Genomic DNA, 26,731 nt, shown 5'->3' with positions numbered 1-26,731 from the left:
TTACCCCTCGGACATCTTTCTAAAGTCCCGGGCATAGTCCTTGAGCAGGGAGTAAAGATGGGCGCGCTGGGAGATATCCAGCGACTGGCTCAAGGCGCTCAGCCAGTTGACGGTACGCTGGCGGGATTGATCCGTGTAGCCGGTGAAACGGCCATCCATGAGCCCATCCCCCTGCTGCAACAGGGCGGTGAGCTGGGCACCGAAGTCCGGGCTCTGGCGCTGCTTCATCAACCGGGCCAGCTCCTTGGTCCAGGCGGTCTGGAACTCCAGCCAGGGGGCTTGCAGCTCATACTGCCACTCCACCCACTGCGCCACCAAAGGCGCCTGCGCCGGTTTCACTTCGCCAATCCAGAACACCAGTCGCTCGTTCATCTTGTCGGTGAACTCCTTGAGCATCTCGGCCTTGGGCTTGCGGGCAAAGTCCTGCTCCCGCTCGGCCTGACGGGTAAGCCTGTCCTTCATGAACATGGCCACCTGGTCTTCGGTCAGGGTGCGGGCCAGCCGAACGGCACGGGGAACCGTGTTCTCCAGGGTACGAGTCAGGCTCTGCTGGGCCGCATCCAGATGGCGGGAAACCTGCGCCGGGCTCATGGGGCTCGCGACCGCCTTGGCCAGGGCATCGAGATCATTGGCATAACGGGGCACCTCGTGCTGACGGTGCCAGGCCATCAGCCCTTTTACCTCATGATCCAGCAAGCGCTTCTGGCTAGAATCCAGCGAGAAGTAATCATCCAGCTGCCAGACGATGGCCACGTCCAGCCAGTAATAGACAACGCGGGTGGAACAGCCCACCAGCAGCAGGCAGAGCAACAACAGACTCCAGCTGCGGGGCTGACGCCAGGAAAAGGTGGTCATCATGCACTACTCCAAACGTTGACGATTCATGTCGATCAGGGCCTGATAATCAGGCTCGGCTTGTTGCTCGGCCATCAGCAGGGCCCACAGCAGGCCAATGTAATCGACCCAGGGCAAGAAGGCCTGACTCTGAAAGCCCTTTGCTCCCAGCGTCCTCCCTGCCCGCTCAAGATAGCGCTGTTCCAGTGCCGCTCGCCGCTCGTCATCCCAGCCGTGGGTGCGCTGTATGCTGGCGACCTCGAAACCGGGGTGACCGGCGGCGCCATACTCCCAGTCGATGACCCAGGGGCGCGACCCCAACAAATTAGCCGGATTGAGATCGTGATGGCAAGGGAGCCAGCAGTCGTCAGGCTCGCGGCTGGCAAGCAGCGCACGCTCCAGCGCAGGCAACCACTCAGGGATCCGGGCCAGACGGCCGCGATAACCAGCGGCATGAGCCCGCACCGCCATCACGACGGCGGGCACAGGCAGCCGGTGCAGTCGCACCAGCACCTCAGCCAGCAGACCGGGCTGCTCGGCCAAGGGGGGTGGCGCCTCGGCCCAGTTTGGCTCGTCGCACCAGTCCAGCAACATCAAACCGGTGGCGGGTTCACTGTGGTGGCAGGGCAGCGCCAGCCCTTGTGCCATGGCGCCCTGATAGAGCTGCCACTCTGTGGCTCTGTCGATGCCAAGCCGATAGGGGTCGGGGTGACCAAGCCGCAAAAAATGACTGCGCCCCGAGGGGAGGCGCAGTCGATAGTTGCAGTTGGTCAGGCCACTGGCCAGGGATTCCAGCCGCCCCGAGCACCAGGGGACGGGCAGGCTGGCCAGCAGCTCGAGCTCTGCCAGATCACCAGCCAAAGGTGGATTTCTTCGCCTGTTTGCGGATCTCTTTCTGGTCGGCCCACAGCAGTTCGCCGTTTTGCAGATCCATCAGGTTCATGGTCATCTGGTAGTAAACGTCCTTCACCTTGCCGTTGTCCTTGACGATGCTGCTGAGGTTGCCATAGACCATGTAGCGGGCACCGGTCTGCTTGCCCAGACGCACCATGGAGGCAGGATCCACCATGCCGCTGCTCTGCTGGTATTCAAGCTGCTGCTTGACCGCGGCCACCTTGCTCATGTCGACGAAGCGGAACTTGCCAACGCGCAGCAACTTGGTGCGGATGGTATCCGTGATGGCTTCGGTATCGATGTGCTCCGAGGTCTTGTTGCGGATGGAGTCCATGAACATAACGGGACGACCACCTGCAGTGATCTCGCTGGTCGCCGGTGAAGCGAGCATGGAATCCGCCATCTTGTCGGCAATGGCCTGCAGATCCGATGAGCCGTAATCCACGGTCACCGTCTCGGTTTCGGTGGGGTCGCCATAGCTGACGGTGGTACTGGAACAGCCGCCAAGCAGCAGGGCGCCGCTCAATATCAGCAGGGCATGATTCATTTTCATCAGTTGGATTCCTCAATCACTTCGCGTACATAAATCCGGTATCCCTGAGCGGCCGGGCTCGGCGCCAGAGCAGACAGGGTGCGGCTCTGATAGCCGTGGAGCTTGATGGGTGTCCAGCCGCGACCATCACTGGCCACTTCCTGCCCCGCCTCATCATACCAATAGAACATATATTGCAGCTTGTTGTCGCCACGCTGGGTACTGGCAGCGGCCACATTGACCTGCAGCAGGCCGTTTTGCTCGCGCCGGCTCAGCTCGGTCAGGGTCACATTGACGTTCTGATGCTGCTCCTGCACAGGTGCCACGCCCGCTGCGCCATAGAGCGCCACGCCGGACGTATTGGTAGCGCAGCCTGCCAGCAGCATAACCAACCCCAGGGCCAACCCGTATGCTTTCATCTTGATCTCCTTAGCCGGCGGCCACAGGGGCCCAACCGATCAGTCATGGGTGTCATTGTCGTTTGAGTGCGTACCTAGAGCGGCATCACCCGGGTAGTCAGGCCAGCGCCGAGCCGTTGCACCCACACCAGGGTGGTGCGTCCGCCATGTATGGTGAGCGGCAACTGGCGCATGGCACTCCCCGCCCCCAGAGTGAGTTGCACCTCGCCTGCCGGCAGCATGCCCTGCCAGCTGGATGCCTGAGCAGGCAGCGTCAGCCAGCTGCGGGTATCGGCCCGCTCAGAAAGGGTGTTGAAGATGCCCACCAGAATATTGCCCACATCACCTCCCTCCTTGGCGGCTGTGCGCCTCAACTGCTCCTTGGCCACCAGCCGCAGCGCCTGACGGGTCAGCATGCCCGGCAGTCGCTCCTGCAGATCCTTGGCGGCCAGCGCTTCCAATCGCACCAGCTCGCTGGTCTGCTCGATTCGCTTGCCAACCGAGACCACAAGGGGACCAGTCTGACTGGCTCTATTGTCGTAATAGGGGACGGCCACGGTAAAGGTACGAAAATCACCGCTGGAGGTAGAAATGGGCAGCGGCAGGAACAGCTCCCGCCGCGCCGGGATCAGCCCATCTTCAAACAACACCACCAGCTGACCCTGATCCTTGGCAAGCAGCGGCGCTTTGCGGCCCACCTTTTTCTCGGTCTCTTTCAGCTCATCCGGCGAGCCACGCAGCCGTGCCAGACGCAGCAAGGCGTCCTGCAGGCTCTGGTTGTCCGGCGCTATCTGGTAACCCCGCTGATAGTCGACCCAGGCGTCGTTGAGATCCCCGGCCGCCTCATAGAGCACGCCGGAGAAATAGAAGGTGTAGGCGTTCTGAAAACCGTTTTTCACCTTGCCGATCAGCCGATCCAGGTCCGGTGCCCCGCGCGACATGAGCTGGCGCATATTGCGCTCTGTGCTGGCTTCGGCGCCTTTTTCCCGGGCCTTGCTTACCTCCCCCGCTCGCGCCTTGAAGGCCCGCTCCTGCACCTGGTTGGCACGGCGTACCTCCACCAGCGCGCCGTCGGCATCCCCCCGTTGCAGGTAATTAAGCGCCAGATAGTGATGCAGCATGGTGCGCTCATAATCCGGCGTCAGGTAGGCCATGCTCTGATCGTTGGTAAGCAGGCTGCCCGCCTGACTCAGGCCCTGGCTCAGCCGATACTCGGCCTGATTGTCTTCCCACTCGAGGCGGCTGTCGGCGGCGGCAAAGGCCTGCTTGCTGCCCGCATCCTGCCCGGCCAGCCAGGCGATGCGCCCCTGCTCCAGCCGGTCCAGCACATAGGTGTCATCACCCAGGGTGGATTCACGCACCTCGGGCAGGGCCTCGGCGGCGTGTCCCAGCAGCAGCTGGTTGCGCAGGGGCACCATCTGATCGGAATAGGAGACGAACATATCCTGCCACTGGGAGGCGCAGCCCCCCAGCAGGGTACTGGCCAGCAACAGACCGGCCAGACGGGGAAACGGACTCATCACCGGCAGAGCAGCGGCCCCAGGGATTGACCACCCACCAGATGCATATGGATGTGGTAGACCTCCTGCCCGCCGTGGCGGTTGCAGTTCATGATGAGGCGATAGCCATCCTCGGCGATACCGGCATCGGCGGCCAGCTTGCGTGCCACCGTGAACATGCGGCCAAGGGCCAGCTCATGCTCGGGCTCTACATCGTTGACGGTGGGGATCAGCACGTTCGGCACTATCAGGATATGGGTCTTGGCCTTGGGTTGAATGTCCCGGAATGCGGTCACCAAATCGTCTTGATAAAGGATGTCGGCGGGGATCTCTTTACGGATGATTTTGCTGAAAATGGTTTCTTGCGCCATGGATAACTCCCTTATATGAAAAAGAAAATTCTAAACCCACCTCAAGCGGCTCCCAAAGTTGCCGTCAGGGCCGGTCAAGTGTGACACAAGCCGATATTTGACACAGCCGTTGTCCCATTCTCTTCAGTTATTGTTAAAAATACCGATAGCCGGAGGACGTCTGCCGACGTCGCTCGCCCAGGGTGATAGCAGGGTATCAAATGGACGGGGTATTCAGGCAAGGGACTTTTGCATATACAGCGGGACAATAATGAAACAATCCATGTCAGACCTCTCCATCTTGCAGAGGGTCTATTTAGGCTTTGCCATTCTGGTGGCCGTGATGGCGGCGACCTCGGTACTCACCTTTCGCAGCCAGAGCGAGCTCAATCAGGCGCTGGATCAGGTTACCCGGCAATCCATGCCGCTGGTGATCGCCAGCAGCCAGACCCAGATCAGCCTGCTCAGCGCCAACAAATGGCTCACAGACGTGTTGACCGAGCAGGATCCCAAGCAGATCCCGGCCGAAGTGGCCGAGCTGCAACAGGCCAAGGCCCAGGTCGACAAGACACTCGCCACCCTCAGCCAGCAGGCCGCGGCGCACCCGCAACTGCAGGGTGACATGGCAACACTGACCAAACTGGTCAGCGACTATCTGCAGCTGACCGGGACGCTACCCACCGAACACCAGGCCCTGCTCACCCGTCTGCACAAGGTGAACCAGGCCAAGGGACAGTTTCAGGTCAGTCTGCCCCAGTTCAAGAAAAACCTCGGCGACATGATGATCACCATCGACGACAGCTTCATCAAGATGCTGTCCGAGACCTTGACCACCAAGCTCTCCGCCATCGAGCTCTCCACCATGGATGCGCTCAACCAGAGCATCCCCGCCCCCATAGAGGCGGCGCTCAAACGCAACAAGATGCAGATAGAGGGCTTCAACAGCACCATCAAGGATCTGCAGGGGGAGCTCAAGGATTTCGACAACAACATGGGGCACTACGTCCATGGGTTCGTGCGCGACACCACTTCCAGTGAAGGGGTGCTTGCCCAATACCTGGCGTTGATGAAGCAGCAGCAGACCATGCGCGAGCAGAGCAAGCAGGCCAGCCAGCTCATCGTCAACATTCAGAGCAAACTGGAAGGGATCACCGATCAGAGCCAGCAGCTGATGAACAACAGCATTCGCGCCTCCGGCAAGGTGCAAGCCCAGAGCACCCTGACCCAGGGGCTCAGCATCGCCATCGCCATTTTCATCGCCATCCTGGTGGCCTACACACTGGGCAAAGCCATACGCCGCCCCCTCAAGGAGCTGCTGCGGGTGCTGACCGAAGTGACCCAGGGGGACATGACACAGCGCGTCGGTTTCAAGAGCCAAAATGAGTTCGGCCAGCTCGGCAGCCAGGTCAACCTGCTGATCCAGCAGATGGGGGATGTGCTCACCCAGCTCTCCCAGGCCTCAACCCAGCTCAATAGCGCCGCCCACGACAATCGCCACACCACGGAATCGGTGCGGGCGGATCTGGAAACACAGCGCCAGGAGACCGCCTCGGTCGCTGCCGCCATGACCCAGATGGAAGCCTCGGTGCGGGAAGTGGCCCAGGCCGCCAACCAGACCCTGGAGCGGGTACAGGACGTGGAGAAAGCCTCCGAGACCGGCCGCAAGGTGATGGCGGGCAACATCACCACCACCCATCAGTTGGCAGGCAAGTTGCAACAGACCGGCAAGGTGATAGGCGATGTCAGCGCCATGAGTGGCCAGATTGGCAATATCCTCGACGTCATTCGCGGTATCGCAGAGCAGACCAACCTGTTGGCCCTCAATGCCGCCATTGAGGCGGCCCGTGCCGGCGAGCAGGGCCGCGGCTTTGCCGTGGTGGCCGACGAAGTGCGCAGTCTGGCGGGGCGTACCGCCCAGTCCACCAGCGAGATCCAGACCATGATCGAGAACCTGCAACAGGGGGTCGCCAAGGCGGTGACAGTGATGCAGGAGTGCTCCCGCGAGATGGACAGCTGTGTGGATCAGAGCTCCCACGCCAATACCGCCATGGAGGAGGTGCAGGCCATAGTGGTGCTCATCAGCGACATGTCGAGCCAGATCGCCTCCGCCGCCGAGCAGCAGCAGGCGACCAGTGCCGACATCGCCACCAACCTCAACCGCATCTCGGATATTTCGGATCTCAACTATCAGGGCATTGAACGGGTCGCCGAGACCAGCCAGCAGCTGGACGCCCTGGCCGAGCAGCAGGAGAATCTGGTCAAGCGCTTCAAGCTCAGCGCCTGAGTCTCTCTCGCTGAAACAACAAGGCCCCGCTGTTGGCGGGGCCTTGTTTATCTGGTGGCAGTGCGGTGGGATCAGGCGTAGGCGATGGCACCCTTGCCGACCCCTTCATAGGCCACGACCTTCACAAACTTGTCACCCACCGCTTTTTTCACTTCACGGGCTATGTAGCACGCCAGCAGCTCTATGGTGGTGTCGGTGTCGATCATCTCCACCTCGGCCGCCGGCATGGCGAGCTGAAACAGCCCCTGGGGGGCCACATACTTGAATCCCAGGTGCTGCTCGCCCAGTTGGGCCCGGGCGACATCGCTCAAGTTCAGCTCGCTCAGGTCCACCTTGTCTTCGTCGGTGCCGAGGTAGATATCGGCCCAGCGCTCGGCCCAGTTCAGCTCGAGCTCACCGTCACGCATCCCATCCACATGGATTTCGATGGGAGAACGGTGGCCGTGGGCGATCCGCTGGCAGTTGCCATCGTGCTTCTTGAGACCGTGGCTGTAGTGATAGAAGGCACCGTCGATCTGCTCCTGACGCAGGGTCACCGACAGATCCCGGATGTTGCCGGGCAGACGCTGGGCCAGCACAGCCAGCAGGTAGCGGGTGACGGACTCTTTATCGACCTGGGGCGCCGGTATGAAGGCAAAGCCCTGAGTCGGGCAGCGCAGGTGAATGGACCCCTGGGGGCGCAGCAGATCGACCGTGCTCTCCTCCCCCTCCAGATGCGCCACATGGATCAGGGCGCACTCGGCCGGCACCAGCAGCTTGTGATCCACCTCTTCGTCGATGATCGACTTGATCAGCTTTTTCACCCGACCAAAGTCCAGCAACATGCTCATCTCGTTGAGTTCGCCGCTCATCTCGACGTCCACCAGCCAGCTCTCCCCCACCATGCCGCGGCGTTCGCACAGGTAGCTGGAGTCGATCACGGTCAAATCTCTTACAAATAACTTCATCAGTCAGACCTTGCTACAGAGAAAGTACAGTTTGCGATATTATGACCCGCGATCACTGACAAAGGAACTGGACTCCCCCATGAACAAATTGCTTATCAAGAATGCCACCCTGGTCAACGAAGGCCGCATCTACGCCTCTGATGTATTGATTGAAGGGGAACGGATCGCCCGGATCGCCCCCCATATCGAGGCGCCCGATGCCGTTGTGATCGATGCGGCAGGCCGCCACCTCATCCCCGGCATGATCGATGATCAAGTCCATTTCCGGGAACCTGGCCTGACCCACAAGGGGACCATCGCCAGTGAATCCCGGGCCGCCGTGGCAGGTGGCACCACCAGCTTCATGGAAATGCCCAACGTCAATCCCCAGACCACCACCCTCGACGCCCTCGAAGCCAAATACCAGATAGCCGCCAACTCCTCCGCCGCCAACTACAGCTTCTATCTCGGCGCCACCAACGACAACCTCGACGAGATCAAGCGCCTCGATCCCAAGCAGTCCTGCGGGGTCAAGGTGTTCATGGGGTCGTCCACCGGCAACATGCTGGTGGACAATCAGGAGACACTGGCGGCGATTTTCCGCGAGAGCCCTGTGATGATAGTCACCCACTGCGAGGACACCCCCTCCATCAAGGTGCTGGAAGATGAGGCCCGCGCCAAGTGGGGCGAAGATGTACCGATGCGCGAGCACGGCCGCATTCGCAATGACGAGGCCTGTTACAAGTCCTCCAGCATGGCGGTGGGTCTGGCGAAAAAGTACGGTGCCAAGCTGCACGTGCTGCATTTGACCTCCGCCAAGGAGCTGTCGCTCTTTACCGCCAGCCACGACTTGAGCGAGCTGAAAGACAAGAACATCACCGCCGAGGTATGCGTCCACCATCTCTTCTTCAACGAGGCGGATTACAACACTCTGGGCAGCCAGATCAAATGCAACCCGGCGGTGAAGACAGCCGCCGACCAACACGCCCTGCTGGATGCTGTGCGGAGCGACGTGCTGGACATCATTGCCACCGACCATGCCCCCCACACCTGGGAGGAGAAGCAGAACAGCTACTTCAAGGCGCCGTCCGGCATCCCCCTGGTGCAGCACTCCATGCTGGCGCTGCTGGAGCTCTACCACAACGGCGTGTTTTCACTGGAGACTATCGTCAAGAAGACATCCCATGCGGTAGCCGAGCGCTTCCAGGTGCAGGATCGCGGCTACATTCGTGAGGGCTACTTCGCAGATCTGGTGCTGCTGGATCTGGGCAAGCCTTATGTGGTCAACGACAGCAACCTGCTCTACCTGTGTGGCTGGTCACCCTTCAACGGTTACCGCTTCCACAGCACGGTGGAGATGACCCTGGTGAATGGCCAGATCGCCTGGCAAAACGGTCAGGTCACCGATCAGGTGCTGGGCAAGCGGTTGACCTTCAACCGCTGATCAGATCACCACTGATGCAAACGGCCGCCTCCAGGGCGGCCGCTTTTTTATGGTGCCTTGAAAAATACGTCACAACGCCCCCTGAAATGCGCTATCGATGGCCGAATTCAACCACTGTGGCGGCACTTTGAGCGTCAATTGCTCGCAAAGCAGGCAAACAGTCTCAGAGCGGGATTTCCCCTGTTGACAGGGTCGGAGCATCTCCATAAACTCAGCCCCCGTCAGCCGAGCTGACTCCGTCGGTGTGTAGCGCAGCCAGGTAGCGCATCTGCATGGGGTGTAGAGGGTCGGAGGTTCGAATCCTCTCACACCGACCAAATTCCCCGGTAGAGGCCTTGTCAAACGACAAGGCCTTTTCTTTTGTGCCGCGTCTCTGGCACTGCCCGTTGATGACCTGAGCGACGATTGTCTCACTGATCAGTTTGTGCTGTAGTGACAAGGTGTTTCGCCAACCGGCCATCGAGATGCAACGTCCGCTCCTCCTCTCCTTTTGCTCACCCCTGCATGTTCTGCTGCTTGTCGTCAGCCTGTTCGGCACCCTACTGGGCGGCTGTGCCACCTCCTATCACAGCGAAAAGTCATTCTGGAACGGCAGGACCGGCTTCTCAAAGACACAACTTGGCCCCGACAAGTGGCAGCTGGAGTTTGTCGGTAACGATCTGATCGACCGGGAAACGGCTCGCAAGTATGTGCTCAAGCGCGCGGGCGAGATGGCGCAAAGCCGGGGCTATGAGTGGATTGAGGTGAACGAACTGACGCTGCAGCGCGATGCGGTCAGGGTCACCCCCTCGCGCCCCGTGTTCGGCTTTGATGAAGAGGAACCTGACCTCTTCCTGGCACAGATGCAGGTGCAACACACCACCTCGGCCCTGCTAATTTTTACCCTGCTGCATCAGCCCTTACACGAACAGTGCATGGAAGCCAAATATCTTGTTAACATCAAAATAAACGGCGATTAATATCGATAAAATGCAAGATCCATATCACATACAACTAACGACAGCATAAAACACTGATACAAGACGCTGGATTTACCCCCCCGAATTAGGCATGCTGCAAGCACACCGGCTGTCAGGAATCTACGGCCCGGATCACAAAAACGGACTGAAGTGGCACCCCTGCCACTCAAAACGCTTTGCACTTATCAAAACTGGGACCACCTCATGAAAATGAATAAATTGACGGCTGCCATCATCATTTCGATGTTATGTGGCATCCTCACTGGTCAAGGCTATCGCGTGTTCGCCCCGGAGCAGGCCGCAGGCTTTGCCGACGATATCACCATACTGACCGACATTTTTTTGCGTCTGATCAAGATGATCATCGCCCCCCTTGTCTTCACCACGCTAGTGGTCGGCATCGCCAAGATGGGCGACACCCGCACCGTCGGTCGCATCGGCGCCAAGACCCTTGGCTGGTTCATGCTGGCCTCCCTGCTCTCCCTGACACTGGGACTGGTGATGGTTACCCTGCTGCAACCGGGCGTGGGCCTCTCTCTCTCCTTGCCGGATGATACCGCCAGCTCAGGTGTGGTCGTCACCGCCATCTCCCTCAAGGACTTTGTCACCCACGCCATACCGAAAAGCGTGGTAGAGGCCATGGCCACCAACGAGATCCTGCAGATTGTGGTGTTCTCCCTCTTCTTTGGACTGGCCTCCGCCGCCTTGGGCGATACCGCCAAGCCAGTGGTCAAGCTGATGGCCAGCGGCGCCGAGATAATGCTGAAAGTAACCGGCTACGTGATGAATTTTGCGCCGTTCGCGGTATTTGGTGCCATCGCAGCCATGGTCGCCAAGGAAGGTCTGAGCATTCTGGCCACCTACGGCACCTTCATGGCGCAATTCTATCTGGCGCTGGGTTGCCTCTGGCTGCTGCTGATTGCCATGGGCAGTCTGTTTATCCGCCGCCGCATCCTGACCCTGCTGGCCATGATCCGCGAACCCATACTGCTCGCCTTCTCCACCGCCAGCTCCGAAGCTGCCTACCCCAAAACCCTGGATCGATTGGAGAAGTTTGGTTGTGACAAGCGCATCGCCAGCTTCGTGCTGCCCATGGGCTACTCCTTCAACCTGGACGGCTCCATGATGTACTGCACCTTCGCGGTCATGTTCATCGCCCAGGCCTATGGCATAGAGCTCTCCCTGGCTCAGCAGATCACCATGCTGTTGCTGTTGATGGTCACCTCCAAGGGAATGGCCGGTGTGCCACGCGCCTCGCTGGTGGTCATCGCTGCCACTCTCAACCAGTTCCACATCCCGGAGGCAGGCATTCTACTGCTGCTGGGTATCGACCATTTCCTCGACATGGGCCGTTCAGCCACCAACGTGCTGGGCAATGCCATCGCCGCCAGCGTGGTCGCCAAAACCGAAGACAGCCTGGGGGAAACCGAACCTCTGGGTGAGGTCGATACCGCCAAGGCGTGATCCTTCCCACGAAAAGCAGAACGGCCCGCTGATGCGGGCCGTTTTTTATCTGTATTTTTTCAGCGTGTCCCGCGGCTCAGCACCAGCGACGAACCCGCCGGCAGTACTCTGCATACGCCTCACCGAAGCGAGCCTGCAGAGCCCGCTCTTCCGGCACGATTTGAAAGCGATTCAACCAGCCCCACAGCACCAGGGGCCCGATCCAGACCCCCATGCCACCCAGATAGCAGGCCAGCGCCATTGTCCAGCAGAGCAGCCCCAGGTACATGGGATTGCGGCTGAGCCGATAAAGCCCTGCGGTCACCAACACGCTGGCCTGCGCCGGCCGGGTTGGACTGACGGTGGTGCCATGCTGGCGAAAGCGCAGCACGCCGCCAAAACCGAACACACAGCCGACCACCGTCAGCAACAGGGCCAGCTCTGGCCACCCCTTCCCGCTACCGCCCCCCAACACCATGGCCAGCACCACTATGCCAAACAGCAGGACAGGCGGCACACGACACTCCAGATCTCTCATCTACTGGCTCCCATGAGACGTGCCACAATCGACACCTTGCGATACACTTCCCACGGGAATAATGCCGCAGGAAATTGACAAAGTTCATAACAATAACAATGCCTTGGCTACACTCTATCCCATCTGCATGACAAAGGCCGTCATAAGGTCGTCATGCACCTCAACGCCAACAATAAAAAAGGAATCACCCCATGCACAAGAAGACACTGCTGGCCACCTTGATCCTGGGCCTGCTGGCCGGTCAAGCCGTCGCAGCCCCCTATCTGCCGCAGGCGAGCGATCATCGCAACGGCGAAGTACAAACCGCCAGCAACGCCTGGCTGGAAGTAGACCTGACCGCGTTTGAACAGAACCTGCAGACCCTCAAGACCCGCCTCGGCGACAAGGGCCCGCAGATCTGCGCCATCATGAAGGCGGATGCCTACGGTCACGGCATCGACCTGCTGGTTCCCTCCGTCATCCAGGCTGAGATCCCCTGTATCGGCATCGCCAGCAACGAAGAGGCCCGCGTCGCCCGCGAGAAGGGGTTTACCGGTCGCCTGATGCGGGTGCGTGCCGCCACACCTATCGAAGTGGAACAGGCCCTGCCCTTCAAGCTGGAAGAGCTGGTTGGCAGCCTGGTGAGTGCTCAGGGGATCTCCGAGATCGCCCTGCGCCACAATACCCGGATCCCGGTGCATATTGGCCTCAATTCCGCCGGCATGAGCCGCAACGGCATAGACCTGCGTCTGGCCGATTCCAAGCAAGATGCGCTGGCCATGCTCAAACTCAAGGGGATCACCCCGGTCGGCATCATGACCCACTTCCCGGTGGAGGAAAAAGAGGACGTCAAGCTGGGGCTGGCCCAGTTCAAGCTGGACTCCCAGTGGCTGATCGAGGCGGGCAAGCTGGATCGCAGCAAGCTCACCATCCACGCGGCCAACTCCTTCGCCACCCTGGAAGTGCCGGAAGCCTACTTTGACATGGTGCGCCCGGGCGGCCTCATCTACGGCGACTCCATCCCCTCCTACACCGAATACAAACGGGTGATGGCATTCAAGACCCAAGTGGCGTCGGTCAACCATTATCCGGCAGGCAACTCCGTCGGCTATGACCGCACCTTTACCCTCAAGCGTGACTCCCTGCTCGCCAACCTGCCGCTCGGTTACTCCGACGGCTATCGCCGTGCGCTCAGCAACAAGGCCTATGTACTGATCCAGGGTCAGAAGGTACCTGTGGTGGGCAAGACCTCCATGAACACCATCATGGTGGACGTGACCGATCTCAAAGGGGTGAAACCCGGTGATGAAGTGGTGCTGTTTGGCCGTCAGGGTGAGGCCGAAGTGAAACAGGTCGATCTCGAGGAGTACAACGGTGCCCTGCTGGCGGACATGTACACCATCTGGGGCTACACCAACCCCAAGAAGATCAAACGCTAAGACATGACAATCTCACCAGCAAAGAGGGCTCCCGCGGGAGCCCTCTTCACATTCACCGTTCTGCGTTGACCGACGGCTGGCTGCGAGTAGTCCAGAGGCTCAGCCCCATGGAGATCAGCAGGATCAAGCTCACGACCCCAAGGGCAATGCCGGTCGGTATCTTGAAGATATCCAGCAGCAGCATCTTGACCCCGATAAACATCAGGATCAGCGCCAGACCGTATTTCAGCAGGGCGAAACGCTCGGCCACACCGGCCAGCAGGAAGTACATGGCGCGCAGGCCCATGATGGCGAAGATGTTGGAGGTCAGCACGATGAAGGGATCCGTGGTCACCGCGAAGATGGCCGGGATACTGTCTACCGCGAAGATGAGATCGCTCACCTCCACCAGCACCAGAATGAGCAGCAGCGGCGTCGCATACCGCACACCGTCACGCCAGACGAAGAACTTCTCCCCCTCCAGGGTCTCGGTCACCTTGAAGCGACGGCGCATCCAGCCCAGCAGCGGGTTGTTGGCCAAGTCAGGCTCCTTATCGGCTGCCCACAGCATCTTGACCCCGGTCAGCAACAAGAAAATCCCGAACAGATACAAAATCCAGTGAAACTCCTCGATGAGCCAGCTGCCCGCGAACACCATGCCTGCCCGCATCACTATGGCACCCAGTACCCCATAGAGCAGCACACGGCGCTGCAACTCGGCCGGGATGGCGAAGTACCCGAACAGCATCAGCCAGACGAAGACGTTGTCCACCGCCAGCGCCTTCTCGAGGAGGTAGCCGGTGAGAAACGCCAATCCCTTCTGGTTGGCGATTTCGCGGCCTGCGCTGTGATCCAGCCAGAGCCAGATTGCCAGGTTGAAGAGCAGCGCGACGCTGACCCAGACCAGAGACCAGATGCCCGCCTCTTTGAGGGATACCTTGTGCGCCTTGCCACCACCGACAAAACGTATATCTATCCATAACAGGACCAGCACTATGCTGAAGAAACCGGTCCACATCCACCATTCACCCATGTTCATCTCTCCCAAAAACGACAAAACCCACGACCGAGAGGCGTGGGTTTGCGTTTGGAGCAGATACACCTTGCCTCTCGGCAAGGTCTCACTTACAGCTGATTTGCATCAACTGCCCGGCTGCCGGGTGCACTGCAGGAAATGAGTGCACCGTAATGACGACAAACCAGCGAGAAGTTACTCCCCTTGTTAAAGCGGATAGTAACAGCAGCAAAAGATAACGCCAAGATGCATCTTGTCCAAATGCAAAATGAATCGGGGCGCCACCTGGGCGCCCCGTATCGGATGCTCACACTCAGAGCGGATCGGCCTTGAGGCAGGATACGGCGTGGTCGAAATTTCCCTCCAGCTGGGGCCGGGTCTTGGCACACTCGGGACCCGCCACTGGGCAGCGGGTACGGAACACACAGCCGGACGGCGGATTCATGGGGGATGGCAAGTCCCCTTCCAGGATCTGGATGACCTTGCTGCGCTCCAGATCCGGATCCGGAATGGGCACGGCCGACATCAGCGCCTTGGTGTAGGGATGCAGGGGGTTCGCGAAGATCTCCTTGCGCGTACCCAGCTCCACCGCATTGCCCAGATACATCACCAGCACCCGATCCGAGATGTGCTTGACCACGGACAAATCGTGGGCGATGAAGATGAGCGACAGCCCCATCTCCTTCTGGATTGCCTTGAGCAGGTTCACCACCTGAGCCTGGATGGAGACATCCAGCGCCGAGACAGGCTCGTCACAGATGATCATCTTGGGTTCCAGGATCAGCGCCCGGGCGATGCCGATACGCTGGCACTGGCCGCCAGAAAACTCGTGGGGATAGCGGTTCACCAGGTTGGGCAGCAGACCTACCTTGCTCATCATGGCGCGCACCTTCTCCTTTACCTGCTCTTTGGAGAGGTTGGGATAGAAGGTGATGAGCGGCTCGGCGATGATGTCGCCGATGGTCATGCGCGGGTTCAGGGAGGCCAGCGGATCCTGGAAGATCATCTGGATCTCTTTGCGCTTCTCCCGCAACGCCTTCTGGTCAAGCTTGGTCAGATCGTTGCCCAGCCACACCACCTTGCCGTCGGTAGCCGGCACCAAGCCTATCAGGGCACGGGCAAACGTAGACTTGCCACAGCCTGACTCCCCGACTACGCCAAGGGTTTCCCCTTCATACAGGCGCAGGGTTACCCCATCTACCGCCTTCAACGCCGAGGGCTTGGCCCAGGGCCAGGCCTTGTCACTCTTGATGCTGAAGTGGACCTTGAGGTCGGACACTTCCAGCAGCAGTTTCTTGTCAGTACCCATTTAATTCGCCCCCTTGATCATGGCATCCGATACCCAACGACATGTCCGCTCACGCCTGTCGTTGAACGGCGTCAGGATCATGGAGGATGGCTGGCCGCATATAACCGCATTCATACGCTCACCTCCTTGGCGTTGATGGCATCCGATACCCAATGGCAGGCCCGCTCACGCCCGTCGTTGAACGGCGTCAGAACAGGTGACTGCTGGCCGCAAATCTCGCTCACCCGGTGGCAGCGCTCCTGGAAGGGGCAGCCGGTGGGCAGACGCAGCAGGTTGGGCGGATTGCCCGGTATGGTGGGCAGCTCTTCCCCTTCGGTGTCGAGGCGGGGAATGGCGCGCAGCAAGCCTTCGGTATAGGGATGGCTCGGGCGATAGAAGATATCGTTCACCCGGCCGTACTCCATGGTTCGACCGGCGTACATCACCAGCACCTTGTCACAGATACCCGCTACTACGCCGAGATCGTGGGTGATCATGATGATGGAGGTGTTGAACTCGTGCTTGAGCTCGTTCATCAAGGTCATGATCTGGGCCTGCACCGTCACGTCCAGCGCAGTGGTCGGCTCATCGGCGATGAGTAGCTGCGGCCGGCAGAGCAGGGCCATGGCGATCATCACCCGCTGGCGCATGCCACCGGAAAACTCGTGAGGATACATATTCATCCGCTTGCGCGACTCGGGGATCTTCACCGCATCCAGCATGCGCACCGACTCTTCGAACGCCTCGGCCTTGCTCACTCCCTTGTGCAGCATCAGCACTTCCATCAGCTGATCCTTCACCTTCATGTAGGGATTGAGCGACGTCATGGGGTCCTGGAAGATCATGGCGATCTTCTCGGAGCGGATCTTGTTGAGCTTGTGCTCCGGCAGGTTGAGGATCTCGTCACCCTGAAACTTGGCCGACCCCGTTATGATGCCGTTTTTGGCCAGCAGCCCCATGATGGCAAATGCCGTCTGGGACTTGCCGGATCCTGACTCGCCGACGATCCCCAGGGTCTCGCCAGCCGCCAGGGAGAAGTTGAGGTCGTTGACCGCCACCACATTGCCATCCGGAGTCTTGAACTCGACCCGCAGATCTTTTACATCCAGTAATTTCATAAAAACTCCTTATCGATCTTTGGCCGCTCTTGTTATCGATCCTTCGGATCGAGTGCGTCACGCAGACCATCCCCGAGGAAATTGAAGCAAAACAGGGTCACCACCATGAAACTGGCAGGGAACAAGAGTTGCCATATGGCCACTTCCATCGACTTGGAGCCTTCATCCAGCAGGGCACCCCAGCTGGTCATGGGTTCCTGGACGCCGAGGCCCAGAAAACTCAGGAAGGATTCAAACATGATCATGCCCGGCACCAGCAAGGTGGCGTAGACGGCCACGATACCGAGCACGTTCGGCACTATGTGACGGGTGATGATCTTCCACTTGGAGACGCCACAGACGTGAGCCGCCTCGATAAACTCCTTGCTCTTGAGACTCAGGGTCTGGCCTCGCACTATCCGCGCCATGTCGAGCCAGCTTACGGCCCCGATGGCAATGAAGATGAGCGCCAGATTGCGGCCAAAGAAGGTCACCAGCATGATCACGAAGAACATGAAGGGGAAGGCGTTGAGGATCTCGAGAATGCGCATCATCAGGCTGTCGACCCGACCACCGATGAAACCGGATGCCGCGCCATACAAGGTGCCGATGACCACGGCCACCATGGCCCCCATGATGCCGACCATCAGCGAGATGCGGCCACCCAGCAGGGTGCGCACAAACAGATCACGCCCCAGACTGTCGGTACCGAACCAGTGGCCGGCTTCCATATCCGGCGCAGACTGCATGGCGCCCCAATCTGGATCGTCGAAGGTGTATTGGGACAGATGGGGACCGACGATCACAGCCAGACCGATAATGGTCAGTATGATGAGGCTGGTCAGTGCCGCCCTGTTACGCAGGAAACGGCGACGGGCATCCTTCCACAGGGAGCGTCCCTCCACCACTTCCACTTGCTGTGCGAACGCCTCGACGGCCTCGCGTTTTTCAGTTGTGACAACCATGATGAACTCCCGACTTAGTAACGGATCTTGGGATCGATAAAGGCATAGAGAATATCGACCACGGCGTTAAAGGTAATGGTGAGGGCACCGACCAGAATGGTCAGGCCAAGCACCATGGAGTAATCACGGTTGAGGGCACCGTTGACAAACAACTGACCAATTCCCGGCAGACCGAAAATGGTCTCTATCACCACTGAACCCGTGATGATGCCCACAAACGCAGGCCCCAGATAGGAGACCACTGGCAGCATGGCCGGACGCAGCGCGTGTTTCAGTATGATGTGACGCAGCGGCAAGCCCTTGGCACGGGCGGTACGGATGAAGTTGGAGTTCATGGTCTCGATCATGCTGCCACGCATGATGCGCGAGATGGCGGAGATGTAATACATCATCATGCCAAATACCGGCAGTACCATGAATTGCACCCCGCCCCCCTGCCAGCCACCGGCCGGGAACCAGCCCAGATAGATACTGAAGAAGAGCACCAGCAAGGGTGCCAGCACAAAGCCCGGGATCACCACACCAGCCATGGCCGACGACATCAAGAGATAGTCGATGAGGGTGTTCTGTTTCAAGGCTGCAATGGTGCCAAAGGTCACCCCCAGCAAGACGGCAAAGACGAAGGCCGCGCTCCCGATCTTGGCGGAAACAGGCAACGCCTGGCTCACCAGATCATTGACGCTGAAGTCCTTGTACTTGAAAGAGGGGCCCAAATCGCCCTGTACCAGGTTGCCCAGGTAGGTGAGGTATTGCACGCCTATGGGCTTGTCCAGGCCGTACTTGGCCTCGATGTTGGCCAACACTTCCGGCGGCAGGGCACGTTCGCTGGTAAAGGGGTTACCGGGCGCAAAACGCATCATGAAGAAAGAGACGGTGATCAAGACCAGCAGAGTCGGGATCGCTTCCAATAGACGTTTAAAAATGAATTTCAACATAGACAATTCCTGTCCTGTACTGCTTCCAAAGGGTCGCGGTTTTAATACTAAGGCCCGCCGTCTGGCGGGCCTGCTTGTTATGCGACTTGTTATTTTACTCAGTGAGCAACGATGTACATGTCTTTGCTGTAGAGGTTGTCCAGCGGGTTGGCCGGATAGCCGCCCACATAGGGTTTTACCATACGGGCAGTCACGTACTGGTAGATAGGCGCTATCGGCATGTCCTTGGCCAGGATCTCTTCAGCCTGGACATAGAGCTGGTTGCGGGCAGCCACATCGACCTGATCACGGGACGAATCCATCAGCTTGTCGAACGTCGGGTTGGAGTACTTGCCATCGTTGTTGCCATGAGTGGTCTGCATCAGATCCAGCATGGAGGAGGCTTCGTTGTAGTCGGCGATCCAGCCAGCACGGCCCACATCAAACTGGCCCTGTTTCTTGGTTTCCAGGTAAGTTTTCCACTCCTGGTTCACCAGGCTCACCTGCACACCCAGCTTCTTCCACATGGAGGCCACGGCAACCGCTACCTTCTTGTGGTTGTCGTCAGTGTTGTAGAGCAGCTCGAATTTCAGCGGCTTGCTGGCATCAAAGCCTGCCTCTTGCAGCAGGGCTTTTGCCTTGGTGTCACGCTCAGCCTGGGTCAACTTGGACCACTCGGGGGCAACCGGCTTGAAGCCATCCACAAAATCAGGCACCAGGGTGTAACCCGGAGTCTGGCCCTGCCCCATCACCTTGTCGGCAATCACGTCACGATCGATGGCGTAGGAGAGCGCTGTCCGCACCCGCACATCATCAAACGGCTTCTTCTTGACGTTGTACTGGTAGTAGTAAGTACCGACATAACCGGTCACTTTCAGCTCATCCGGCTTATCTTTCTTCATCTGCTTGAAGCGTTCGATGGGCATCTGATAAGTCATGTCCACTTCGCCTGCCAGATAGCGGCTCAGCTCGGCATTGGTGGATTGGATCGGCAGATAAACCACCTTGTTGATCACCGTCTTGGCGTTGTTCCAGTAGTTGGGGTTGCGCTCGACGTCGACGCGCTCGTTCACCACCCAGTCTTTCAGTTGATAGGCACCGTTGGATACCATATTTTCCGGCTGGGTCCACTTGTCACCAAACTTCTCGATCACCTTCTTCGGCACCGGGTAGGTGGTGGTGTGGGAGAGCATGCTGACGAAGTAAGGGATCGCTTTTTCCAGCTGCACTTCGAAGGTGTAATCATCGACCGCCTTCACGCCAAGGGTATCTGACGGCTTCTTGCCGGCAATGATCTCGGTGGCGTTGATTATGGTCGGGATCTCCAGATACCAGGAGTAAGGAGAGGCGGTCTTGGGATCCACGGCCCGCTTGAAGGCGAACTCGAAATCGTGGGCTGTCACGGGATCCCCGTTGGACCACTTGGCATCTTTGCGCAGGTGGAACACGAACTTTTTGTTGTCCTTGGTTTCCCAGGACTCGGCCACAGCAGGGAGCACTTCTCCCTTGGGGCCGGAAGTAACGAGACCTTCGAACAGGTCACGCAGAATATTGGATTCAACCGTTCCTTCGGTTTTGTGGGGATCGAGCGTTGCGGGCTCGGAGCCGTTGCCTTTCACCAACTGCTGAACATCAGACAGTTTGGTACCTGCGGGGACATCAGCAGCGTGCGCCGCATTCATTCCGCCAAATAGCGCTGCCACCAATAGGGTATTAATCATTGTTTTTTTATGAGTCATTTCCATTTACTCCAACAAGAACATTCCATGCATTTGTCCATCAACGAGATAAGTACCCCGCTGCCAGCATAATTCCCTGACAATTCTAATAATGCAATAGATATCATCAGGCTAGGCTAGGCTTCATGGTTAAAAAAACAGCTTTTAGCCAATTATTCAGCATTTAAATATCGCGCCGCGGACGTTTTTTATACAAACCCGCTCGATTCTAGGAAATGACTAACAAAAAAGAAACAATAAAAAGCCGGTCACGAGGACCGGCTCCGACAAAACAGACCTGAATCACATCAATCCGGGGAAGACTCCCTTGATCCCTGCCACCATGATCTCGATGCCCAGCGACATCATGATAAGGCCCATGATCCGGGTAACCACGTTGATGCCGGTGTTGCCCATCAGCTTGAACAGCAAGGGGGCAGCGCGGAAGATGAGCCAGGAGCAGAATGCAAACACCATGACCACCAGCGACATGCCCAGCATCTGGGACCAGGTGCTCTGGCTGGCGTAGACAATAGAAGAAGAGATGGCACCCGGACCCGCCATCAACGGCAGTGCCAAGGGCACCACAGCGACAGATTCGCGCGCGGCCAGCTCACCCTTCTCCTGTTTGTTATGCTTCACTTCCCCCAGCTTGCCCTGCAGCATGGACCAGGCGATCAGGGTAATCAGGGATCCACCGGCGATGCGAAACGATGCCAGCGAGATGCCAAAGCCATCGAGGATCAGCTGCCCCATGTACATGGAGACCAGCAAGATAATCATCACGGCAATGTTGGCAGTGGTGTTGGTCTTCATCCGCTCTTCCGGCGTTTGATGGCCGGTCAGACTGACAAACACCGGCAACAACCCCAATGGGTTGATGATCGCGAACAAACCGATGAAGAACTTCAGATATAAAGAGACGTCAATTGCTGCCATAGGCGCCATCCAGAAGTAAGCAAGGCCACGGGGATCCCCCCGATAAATCGTGCGTAAATTTACACCATGCCAATGCCCTTCACCAATCAAATAATCTCACCCTTTCCGTGGCTTTTCAGTTAGTTCCTCTAATGCATGGCCAAAATTCAACACATTGATTTGTTAATAAAGATTGTCGCCATTTAACACTCTGGTAAAATCACGTCGAGCTTTATGCGGCCATGGAGTTTTGGCGCAAGATTTCATCTCAGCAAACAAGGATTTTGTAATGATTGATACGGACATCAAGTTGAAATGGCACCTGGATGCGCTGCCGGCAGGCACGGTCGACCCCCTGCTCGGCTTTTTTGATCGACTGCCGGTCGATCCCTATATTCAGGGCACCTTTCGGGAACGCCGCTATGGCCGTGTCGAGAAAGAGGGGGCACGCTTCTTCCCCCTCGACAACGGCGTCTTCTTTCAGGCCGCCGCCATCAACAAGTTCCTCGGGGATGTGCCCAGAACCTATGCCGAGCTGGATCCCGCTTTTGTCGCCCATCCCGCCTTTGGGCAGATGCTGACCCGCTTTGCCCGTCATGTTCGACTCGCGGATGGCAAGGCGATCGGCATTCACCAGATGCGGATCACCACGGCCCAGGGCGAGAGCGTGCCTCCCGCACCGGAAGGCGTCCATCAGGATGGCTTCGACTTTATCGGCGTGTTCTTTTGTGGCAGCGAAGGCGTCAGTGGCGGCGCGCTTCAGCTTTATCATGGATTAAAAGAACAACCATTTTTCCAACAAGAGTTACATCCTGGAGAATATCTGGTCCTGGATGATCGCCGTTTCTATCACAATGCAGCCCCTGTACTCCCCCTGACCCCGACCCGTGGACACTGGGATGTAATCGTGCTAACTGCTTGAAAAATAGTACGTGACACTCTGTTCACCCATGATTCATCCCGCTTTTGTTTCACTCTACATCCTAGTAACATCCGGAAAACATGTATTGTGAAACAAAATTTCTTTTGTTCTTTTGTTACACATGATCCAGATCAAATTTTTCTGAGCCAGACCCGCTCTATAATCGGCTCAGAAAGCAATTTAGTAAGGCATGTAAATACCCCCTTATAGTGATTCTCGCCTTGACAGGGCGACTATAATTGCCGGGCATTGCCAAACTCTTACTAAACAGTTTTCAAATCATCAGGAGATAAACATGGCAGTAACCAATTTGGCTGAACTGGATGCACTGGTCGCCCGCGTCAAAGAAGCCCAGCGTGAATTCGCCAGCTTCTCGCAAGAGCAGGTAGACAAGGTTTTCCGTGCCGCCGCCCTGGCCGCCAGCAATGCCCGTATCCCCCTGGCCCAGATGGCCGTGGCAGAATCCGGTATGGGTATCATCGAAGACAAGGTTATCAAGAACCACTTCGCCTCCGAATACATCTACAACGCCTATAAAGACGAGAAGACCTGCGGCATCCTGAGCCAGGATGACGAGATGGGCACCATGATCATCGCCGAGCCGGTAGGTATCATCTGCGGTATCATTCCGACCACCAACCCGACCGCTACCGCGATCTTCAAATCTTTGATTTCCCTGAAGACTCGTAACGCCATCATCTTCTCCCCGCACCCCCGCGCCAAGAACTCCACCAATACCGCTGCCAAGCTGGTGCTGGATGCAGCCGTTGCCGCCGGTGCACCGAAAGACATCATCGGCTGGATCGATCAACCGTCCGTTGAGCTGTCCAACGCACTGATGAAACACAACGACATCAACCTGATCCTGGCCACCGGTGGCCCGGGCATGGTGAAAGCCGCTTACTCTTCAGGCAAGCCTGCCATCGGTGTAGGTGCCGGTAACGTGCCAATCGTAATCGACGAAACTGCCGATGTGAAACGTGCCGTCGCCTCTATCCTGATGTCCAAAACCTTCGACAACGGTGTGGTCTGTGCTTCCGAGCAAGCCGTCATCGTCGTTGACTCCATCTACAACCAGGTAAAAGAGCGTTTCTCCAACCACGATGGCTACATCCTGTCCAAAGATGAAGCGGACAAGGTACGTAAGGTGCTGCTGATCAACGGCGCGCTGAACGCAGATATCGTCGGTCAGCCAGCCACCAAGATCGCCGCCATGGCCGGTGTGACTGTGCCTGCCACCACCAAGATCCTCATCGGTGAAGGCCTGGAATTGTGCGCTGAAGATGAGTTCGCTCATGAGAAGCTCTCCCCGACTCTGGGCATGTTCCGCGCCAAGAATTTTGAAGACGCTGTCGAGATGGCCTGCACCATGGTCAACATCGGTGGTATCGGTCACACCTCAGGTCTGTACACCGACCAGGATCGCAACCAGGACCGTATCAGATACTTCGGCGACAAGATGAAGACCGCCCGTATCCTGATCAACACCCCTTCCACCCAGGGTGGTATCGGTGACCTGTACAACTTCGCTCTTGCTCCTTCCCTGACCCTGGGTTGCGGCTCCTGGAGTGGTAACTCCATCTCCGAAAACGTCGGTCCCAAGCACCTGATCAACAAGAAGACAGTCGCAAAACGGGCAGAAAATATGCTGTGGCACAAACTTCCGAAATCCATCTACTTCCGTCGTGGTTCCCTGCCGATCGCCTTGGGCGACCTGGAAGGCAAGAAGCGCGCCATGGTGGTAACTGACCGTTTCCTGTTCAACAACGGTTATGCCGATGACGTGGTTCGTCTGCTCAAGAAGCTGAACATGGAAGTGGAAGTATTCTACGAAGTGGAAGCTGACCCGACCCTGTCCATCGTCCGCAAGGGCGCCGAGATGGCCAACTCCTTCAAGCCGGACGTTATCCTGGCGCTGGGTGGTGGTTCACCCATGGATGCGGCCAAAATCATGTGGGTCATGTACGAGCACCCGGATACCGCGTTTGAAGACTTGGCCATGCGCTTCATGGACATCCGCAAGCGTATCTACAAGTTCCCGAAAATGGGCGTGAAGGCCGAACTGGTCTGTATCACCACCACGTCCGGTACCGGTTCTGAAGTCACTCCGTTTGCAGTCGTGACCGACGACGCCACCGGCATGAAGTACCCGCTGGCCGACTACGAGCTGACCCCGAACATGGCCATCGTGGATGCCAACCTGGTCATGAACATGCCCAAGTCCCTGTGCGCCTTCGGTGGTGTGGATGCGGTCACTCATGCCATGGAAGCCTACGTTTCCGTACTGGCCAACGAATACTCCGACGGTCAGGCGCTGCAAGCCCTGAAGCTGCTGAAAGAGTATCTGCCTTCCAGCTACCAGAATGGTGCCAACGACCCGGTTGCTCGCGAGAAGGTGCACAATGCGGCCACCATCGCCGGTATCGCGTTCGCCAACGCCTTCCTGGGTGTCTGCCACTCCATGGCGCACAAACTGGGTGCTGAATTCCACATCCCGCACGGCCTGGCCAACGCCCTGCTGATCAGCAACGTCATCCGCTACAACGCGAACGACAACCCAACCAAGCAGACTGCGTTCTCCCAGTACGACCGTCCGCAGGCTCGCCGTCGTTACGCCGAAGTCGCCGACCACCTGGGTCTGACTGCCGCCGGTGACCGCACCGCTGCCAAGATCGAGAAGCTGCTGGCCTGGCTGGACGAGCTGAAAGCCACCCTGGGCATCCCGGCCTCCATCCGCGAAGCTGGCGTGAACGAAGCCGACTTCCTGGCCAAGGTTGACCAGCTCGCGCTGGAAGCGTTCGATGACCAGTGCACCGGCGCCAACCCGCGCTACCCACTGATCACCGAGCTCAAAGCCATCCTGATGGACACCTACTATGGTCGTCCCTTCACCGAGGAAGCTCAGGTAGCGACCAAGGTAGAAGCCAAGGTTGAGACCAAGGTAGACAGCAAGAAGAAATCCAAGGCCTGATAATCGGACTTGAACTCGAGAGCCCGCGCACATGCGCGGGCTTTTTTGTTTGTCTATCTCTCTAATTTTGCTAGCTTGTTGGTAGGCATTCATGAAATGCGAGTTAGCACATGGCGCTGATACAAGCCTCGATAGAGCAGTTACGGATCGGCCACTACATCCATCTCCCCACGGGATGGACCAGTCACCCTTTTATGTTCAATGCCTTCAAGATCAAGGATCAGCAACAGCTCGACATCATACGTCACCTCGACCTCACCCTCTTGATGGTGGATCCGGACAAGAGCGATCTGCCCATCGAACCCATCTTGCGGGGCGATGTCCCTTCTGCCGGCCCTGATCTGTCGACCATTGACGAGATAGTAGACGCAGGCCCTCCCCCTTTTGATGAGAAAGCCTTCCGCCGCTCCCTGCGCGCCGCAGACAAGGCCTTTGGCCAATCCATGTCCGATCTGCGCGATGCGCTGGGGGCCCTCAACCTCAAGCCTGACGAGGGGCTGGCCAACACGGCGCAGATAGTGCGCAACGCAGCCGCCCGCATCAGTGAACATGAAGGGCCACTCGGCCTGCACCTCATTCGCAGCCCGCACACTGACATCCTGCTGCAGCACAGCCTGAACGTGGCTTTCATTGCCATGCTGATGGCACGGGAACTCGGCATGAACCCGGTCGAAATCGAGGAGACCGGGCTGGCAGGCCTGATCCATGACATAGGGGAGATGAAGATACCTAGCCAGATCACCCAGAAACGGGGAGAGCTCAACAAGTCGGAGCAGAACTTTCTCAACATGCATCCCCAGTACGGACTGGAGATGCTGACACAGTTGCAGGCATTCGAACCCAAGATCCGCCAGGTGGCCCATCTGCACCATGAGCGTCTCGATGGCAGCGGTTATCCTCTTGGCATCAAGGGCGGCGAAATCCCCCCGCTGGCCAGGATAATAGGGCTGGTAGACTACTATGACGAACTGCTGCATCCACGCAACAGCTCCACACCTGCGGCACCCAGCCAGGCCATCAGTCTGCTCTACAAGCTGTCACAGAAGAAGTTCGATCAGGATCTCGTCAAGCTGCTGATCAAGGTGTTGGGGGTCTATCCTCCCGGCTCGCTGGTTAAACTCTCAGATGAAAGCATTGCACTGGTGCTGTCCACCGAGCCCACCATGCCCCTCAAACCCAAGATACTGCCCTATATCAAGGCACAACGACCGGAAGGGGTGGCCATGCTGGACTTGCGGGAGGATGAACGGACCATTACCGGTGTGCTGAAGCAGGAAGATCTGGATGAAGGGCAACGGCTGTTTTTTAACCTGACCCGGCGCTTCTGTTACTATTTTGCCTTCTGAGTTATCCCCAGAAGCTGGGGATAACTCATTGGACAAACCTGAATAATTGCCCGATTACCCTCAAAACGGTTCACTGTCG

Annotated in this window: 23 protein-coding genes and 1 tRNA gene; 9 read left to right on the top strand and 15 right to left on the bottom strand. The window is 58.1% G+C overall.

The genetic code is table 11. The annotated features are described in order from the left end of the window. The 6 genes from GWQ31_RS04615 to hinT all read right to left on the bottom strand — a co-directional run bounded on the left by GWQ31_RS04615 (nucleotide 1) and on the right by hinT (nucleotide 4,528). Entirely contained in the window at nucleotides 1-858 is an 858-nt protein-coding gene (locus tag GWQ31_RS04615) for a DUF6279 family lipoprotein (protein WP_275908758.1), read from the bottom strand. Nucleotides 859-861: 3 nt separating this feature from the next. After that, on the bottom strand, nucleotides 862-1,695 hold the full coding sequence (locus GWQ31_RS04610) for a phosphotransferase (protein WP_275908757.1): 834 nt from the start codon (nucleotides 1,693-1,695) through the stop codon (nucleotides 862-864). Then, on the bottom strand, nucleotides 1,685-2,281 hold the full coding sequence (gene lpoB, locus GWQ31_RS04605) for a penicillin-binding protein activator LpoB (RefSeq protein WP_005314873.1): 597 nt from the start codon (nucleotides 2,279-2,281) through the stop codon (nucleotides 1,685-1,687). Before lpoB ends, GWQ31_RS04610 begins: the two co-directional genes overlap by 11 nt. Continuing rightward, complete coding sequence (locus GWQ31_RS04600; RefSeq protein WP_275908756.1) at nucleotides 2,281-2,679, bottom strand: YcfL family protein; 399 nt, start codon at nucleotides 2,677-2,679, stop codon at nucleotides 2,281-2,283. Before GWQ31_RS04600 ends, lpoB begins: the two co-directional genes overlap by 1 nt. 74 nt (nucleotides 2,680-2,753) lie before the next feature. Next, complete coding sequence (locus tag GWQ31_RS04595) at nucleotides 2,754-4,178, bottom strand: hypothetical protein (RefSeq protein WP_275908755.1); 1,425 nt, start codon at nucleotides 4,176-4,178, stop codon at nucleotides 2,754-2,756. Next, nucleotides 4,178-4,528, bottom strand: coding sequence for a purine nucleoside phosphoramidase (gene hinT / locus GWQ31_RS04590; RefSeq protein ID WP_271774739.1), 351 nt, complete (start codon nucleotides 4,526-4,528; stop codon nucleotides 4,178-4,180). The genes GWQ31_RS04595 and hinT overlap by 1 nt, the downstream gene beginning before the upstream one ends. Before the next feature lie 262 nt (nucleotides 4,529-4,790). Between hinT and GWQ31_RS04585 the strand changes: the two genes are divergently transcribed. Then, the gene (locus GWQ31_RS04585) at nucleotides 4,791-6,791 is read left to right on the top strand and encodes a methyl-accepting chemotaxis protein (RefSeq protein ID WP_275908754.1); all 2,001 of its coding nucleotides are present in this window, start codon (nucleotides 4,791-4,793) and stop codon (nucleotides 6,789-6,791) included. 71 nt (nucleotides 6,792-6,862) lie between these two features. Here the strand turns inward: GWQ31_RS04585 and GWQ31_RS04580 are convergent, their stop codons facing one another. After that, a complete protein-coding gene (locus tag GWQ31_RS04580) occupies nucleotides 6,863-7,738 on the bottom strand; it encodes a 6-carboxytetrahydropterin synthase (RefSeq protein WP_198315470.1) in 876 nt (291 codons plus the stop codon). 79 nt (nucleotides 7,739-7,817) lie between these two features. Here GWQ31_RS04580 and GWQ31_RS04575 point away from each other — a divergent pair, with 79 nt between their 5' ends. The 4 genes from GWQ31_RS04575 to GWQ31_RS04560 all read left to right on the top strand — a co-directional run bounded on the left by GWQ31_RS04575 (nucleotide 7,818) and on the right by GWQ31_RS04560 (nucleotide 11,584). Continuing rightward, nucleotides 7,818-9,161: a dihydroorotase gene (locus GWQ31_RS04575; RefSeq protein WP_275908753.1), complete on the top strand. Its 1,344-nt coding sequence runs from the start codon at nucleotides 7,818-7,820 to the stop codon at nucleotides 9,159-9,161. A gap of 240 nt (nucleotides 9,162-9,401) precedes the next feature. Then, nucleotides 9,402-9,478: transfer RNA gene (locus GWQ31_RS04570), tRNA-Pro, on the top strand. Between the two features lie 147 nt (nucleotides 9,479-9,625). Beyond that, a complete protein-coding gene (locus GWQ31_RS04565) occupies nucleotides 9,626-10,120 on the top strand; it encodes a hypothetical protein (RefSeq protein ID WP_234593193.1) in 495 nt (164 codons plus the stop codon). Nucleotides 10,121-10,324: 204 nt separating this feature from the next. Continuing rightward, nucleotides 10,325-11,584 carry a dicarboxylate/amino acid:cation symporter gene (locus GWQ31_RS04560; protein ID WP_059112229.1) on the top strand — a complete coding sequence of 420 codons (1,260 nt, stop codon included), beginning with the start codon at nucleotides 10,325-10,327 and terminating at the stop codon, nucleotides 11,582-11,584. A gap of 76 nt (nucleotides 11,585-11,660) precedes the next feature. On the opposite strand, the gene GWQ31_RS04555 is transcribed toward GWQ31_RS04560, so the two are convergent. After that, on the bottom strand, nucleotides 11,661-12,101 hold the full coding sequence (locus GWQ31_RS04555; RefSeq protein ID WP_265434104.1) for an isoprenylcysteine carboxylmethyltransferase family protein: 441 nt from the start codon (nucleotides 12,099-12,101) through the stop codon (nucleotides 11,661-11,663). Nucleotides 12,102-12,292: 191 nt separating this feature from the next. Between GWQ31_RS04555 and alr the strand changes: the two genes are divergently transcribed. Further along, on the top strand, nucleotides 12,293-13,519 hold the full coding sequence (gene alr / locus GWQ31_RS04550) for an alanine racemase (RefSeq protein WP_275908752.1): 1,227 nt from the start codon (nucleotides 12,293-12,295) through the stop codon (nucleotides 13,517-13,519). 52 nt (nucleotides 13,520-13,571) lie between these two features. Here alr and GWQ31_RS04545 read toward each other — a convergent pair whose 3' ends face one another. From GWQ31_RS04545 to GWQ31_RS04515, 7 genes are all read right to left on the bottom strand, one after another. After that, nucleotides 13,572-14,531 carry a TerC family protein gene (locus GWQ31_RS04545; RefSeq protein WP_275908751.1) on the bottom strand — a complete coding sequence of 320 codons (960 nt, stop codon included), beginning with the start codon at nucleotides 14,529-14,531 and terminating at the stop codon, nucleotides 13,572-13,574. A gap of 295 nt (nucleotides 14,532-14,826) precedes the next feature. Next, nucleotides 14,827-15,822 carry a murein tripeptide/oligopeptide ABC transporter ATP binding protein OppF gene (oppF, locus tag GWQ31_RS04540; protein ID WP_058395427.1) on the bottom strand — a complete coding sequence of 332 codons (996 nt, stop codon included), beginning with the start codon at nucleotides 15,820-15,822 and terminating at the stop codon, nucleotides 14,827-14,829. A 110-nt stretch (nucleotides 15,823-15,932) separates the two neighbouring features. Then, nucleotides 15,933-16,919, bottom strand: coding sequence for an ABC transporter ATP-binding protein (locus GWQ31_RS04535; RefSeq protein ID WP_275908750.1), 987 nt, complete (start codon nucleotides 16,917-16,919; stop codon nucleotides 15,933-15,935). Between the two features lie 32 nt (nucleotides 16,920-16,951). After that, nucleotides 16,952-17,863, bottom strand: a complete 912-nt coding sequence (gene oppC / locus GWQ31_RS04530) for an oligopeptide ABC transporter permease OppC (RefSeq protein WP_275908749.1) — start codon at nucleotides 17,861-17,863, stop codon at nucleotides 16,952-16,954. A gap of 14 nt (nucleotides 17,864-17,877) precedes the next feature. Next, entirely contained in the window at nucleotides 17,878-18,798 is a 921-nt protein-coding gene (oppB, locus tag GWQ31_RS04525; RefSeq protein ID WP_021139963.1) for an oligopeptide ABC transporter permease OppB, read from the bottom strand. Nucleotides 18,799-18,896: 98 nt separating this feature from the next. Continuing rightward, nucleotides 18,897-20,516: an ABC transporter substrate-binding protein gene (locus tag GWQ31_RS04520; RefSeq protein ID WP_099992811.1), complete on the bottom strand. Its 1,620-nt coding sequence runs from the start codon at nucleotides 20,514-20,516 to the stop codon at nucleotides 18,897-18,899. A 282-nt stretch (nucleotides 20,517-20,798) separates the two neighbouring features. Continuing rightward, the gene (locus tag GWQ31_RS04515) at nucleotides 20,799-21,434 is read right to left on the bottom strand and encodes a YchE family NAAT transporter (RefSeq protein ID WP_005314822.1); all 636 of its coding nucleotides are present in this window, start codon (nucleotides 21,432-21,434) and stop codon (nucleotides 20,799-20,801) included. A gap of 268 nt (nucleotides 21,435-21,702) precedes the next feature. On the opposite strand from GWQ31_RS04515, the gene GWQ31_RS04510 reads away from it, so the two are divergent. The 3 genes from GWQ31_RS04510 to GWQ31_RS04500 all read left to right on the top strand — a co-directional run bounded on the left by GWQ31_RS04510 (nucleotide 21,703) and on the right by GWQ31_RS04500 (nucleotide 26,652). Beyond that, the gene (locus GWQ31_RS04510) at nucleotides 21,703-22,335 is read left to right on the top strand and encodes a 2OG-Fe dioxygenase family protein (RefSeq protein WP_275908748.1); all 633 of its coding nucleotides are present in this window, start codon (nucleotides 21,703-21,705) and stop codon (nucleotides 22,333-22,335) included. A gap of 295 nt (nucleotides 22,336-22,630) precedes the next feature. Next, entirely contained in the window at nucleotides 22,631-25,306 is a 2,676-nt protein-coding gene (adhE, locus tag GWQ31_RS04505; RefSeq protein ID WP_169045920.1) for a bifunctional acetaldehyde-CoA/alcohol dehydrogenase, read from the top strand. A gap of 110 nt (nucleotides 25,307-25,416) precedes the next feature. Then, complete coding sequence (locus GWQ31_RS04500; RefSeq protein WP_111588691.1) at nucleotides 25,417-26,652, top strand: HD-GYP domain-containing protein; 1,236 nt, start codon at nucleotides 25,417-25,419, stop codon at nucleotides 26,650-26,652. The last annotated feature ends 79 nt before the right edge of the window (nucleotides 26,653-26,731 follow it).

Source organism: Aeromonas sp. 2MA4 (assembly GCF_029237305.1).
Classification (GTDB): domain Bacteria; phylum Pseudomonadota; class Gammaproteobacteria; order Enterobacterales; family Aeromonadaceae; genus Aeromonas; species Aeromonas salmonicida.
Note: the sequence above shows the minus strand (reverse complement) of the source record. Positions and strands in the feature narration are given on the sequence as shown.

Bases quoted from the DNA above. Each gene is read 5' to 3' on its own strand.
- GWQ31_RS04545 (WP_275908751.1), bottom strand. From the start codon at position 14,531: ATGGGTGAATGGTGGATGTGGACCGGTTTCTTCAGCATAGTGCTGGTC.
- oppF (WP_058395427.1), bottom strand. From the start codon at position 15,822: ATGGGTACTGACAAGAAACTGCTGCTGGAAGTGTCCGACCTCAAGGTC.
- oppB (WP_021139963.1), bottom strand. From the start codon at position 18,798: ATGTTGAAATTCATTTTTAAACGTCTATTGGAAGCGATCCCGACTCTG.
- GWQ31_RS04510 (WP_275908748.1), top strand. From the start codon at position 21,703: ATGATTGATACGGACATCAAGTTGAAATGGCACCTGGATGCGCTGCCG.
- GWQ31_RS04585 (WP_275908754.1), top strand. From the start codon at position 4,791: ATGTCAGACCTCTCCATCTTGCAGAGGGTCTATTTAGGCTTTGCCATT.
- hinT (WP_271774739.1), bottom strand. From the start codon at position 4,528: ATGGCGCAAGAAACCATTTTCAGCAAAATCATCCGTAAAGAGATCCCC.
- GWQ31_RS04575 (WP_275908753.1), top strand. From the start codon at position 7,818: ATGAACAAATTGCTTATCAAGAATGCCACCCTGGTCAACGAAGGCCGC.
- oppC (WP_275908749.1), bottom strand. From the start codon at position 17,863: ATGGTTGTCACAACTGAAAAACGCGAGGCCGTCGAGGCGTTCGCACAG.
- GWQ31_RS04555 (WP_265434104.1), bottom strand. From the start codon at position 12,101: ATGAGAGATCTGGAGTGTCGTGTGCCGCCTGTCCTGCTGTTTGGCATA.
- GWQ31_RS04615 (WP_275908758.1), bottom strand. From the start codon at position 858: ATGATGACCACCTTTTCCTGGCGTCAGCCCCGCAGCTGGAGTCTGTTG.
- GWQ31_RS04580 (WP_198315470.1), bottom strand. From the start codon at position 7,738: ATGAAGTTATTTGTAAGAGATTTGACCGTGATCGACTCCAGCTACCTG.
- GWQ31_RS04560 (WP_059112229.1), top strand. From the start codon at position 10,325: ATGAAAATGAATAAATTGACGGCTGCCATCATCATTTCGATGTTATGT.
- alr (WP_275908752.1), top strand. From the start codon at position 12,293: ATGCACAAGAAGACACTGCTGGCCACCTTGATCCTGGGCCTGCTGGCC.
- GWQ31_RS04595 (WP_275908755.1), bottom strand. From the start codon at position 4,178: ATGAGTCCGTTTCCCCGTCTGGCCGGTCTGTTGCTGGCCAGTACCCTG.
- GWQ31_RS04515 (WP_005314822.1), bottom strand. From the start codon at position 21,434: ATGGCAGCAATTGACGTCTCTTTATATCTGAAGTTCTTCATCGGTTTG.
- adhE (WP_169045920.1), top strand. From the start codon at position 22,631: ATGGCAGTAACCAATTTGGCTGAACTGGATGCACTGGTCGCCCGCGTC.
- GWQ31_RS04535 (WP_275908750.1), bottom strand. From the start codon at position 16,919: ATGAAATTACTGGATGTAAAAGATCTGCGGGTCGAGTTCAAGACTCCG.
- GWQ31_RS04500 (WP_111588691.1), top strand. From the start codon at position 25,417: ATGGCGCTGATACAAGCCTCGATAGAGCAGTTACGGATCGGCCACTAC.
- lpoB (WP_005314873.1), bottom strand. From the start codon at position 2,281: ATGAAAATGAATCATGCCCTGCTGATATTGAGCGGCGCCCTGCTGCTT.
- GWQ31_RS04565 (WP_234593193.1), top strand. From the start codon at position 9,626: ATGCAACGTCCGCTCCTCCTCTCCTTTTGCTCACCCCTGCATGTTCTG.
- GWQ31_RS04600 (WP_275908756.1), bottom strand. From the start codon at position 2,679: ATGAAAGCATACGGGTTGGCCCTGGGGTTGGTTATGCTGCTGGCAGGC.
- GWQ31_RS04520 (WP_099992811.1), bottom strand. From the start codon at position 20,516: ATGACTCATAAAAAAACAATGATTAATACCCTATTGGTGGCAGCGCTA.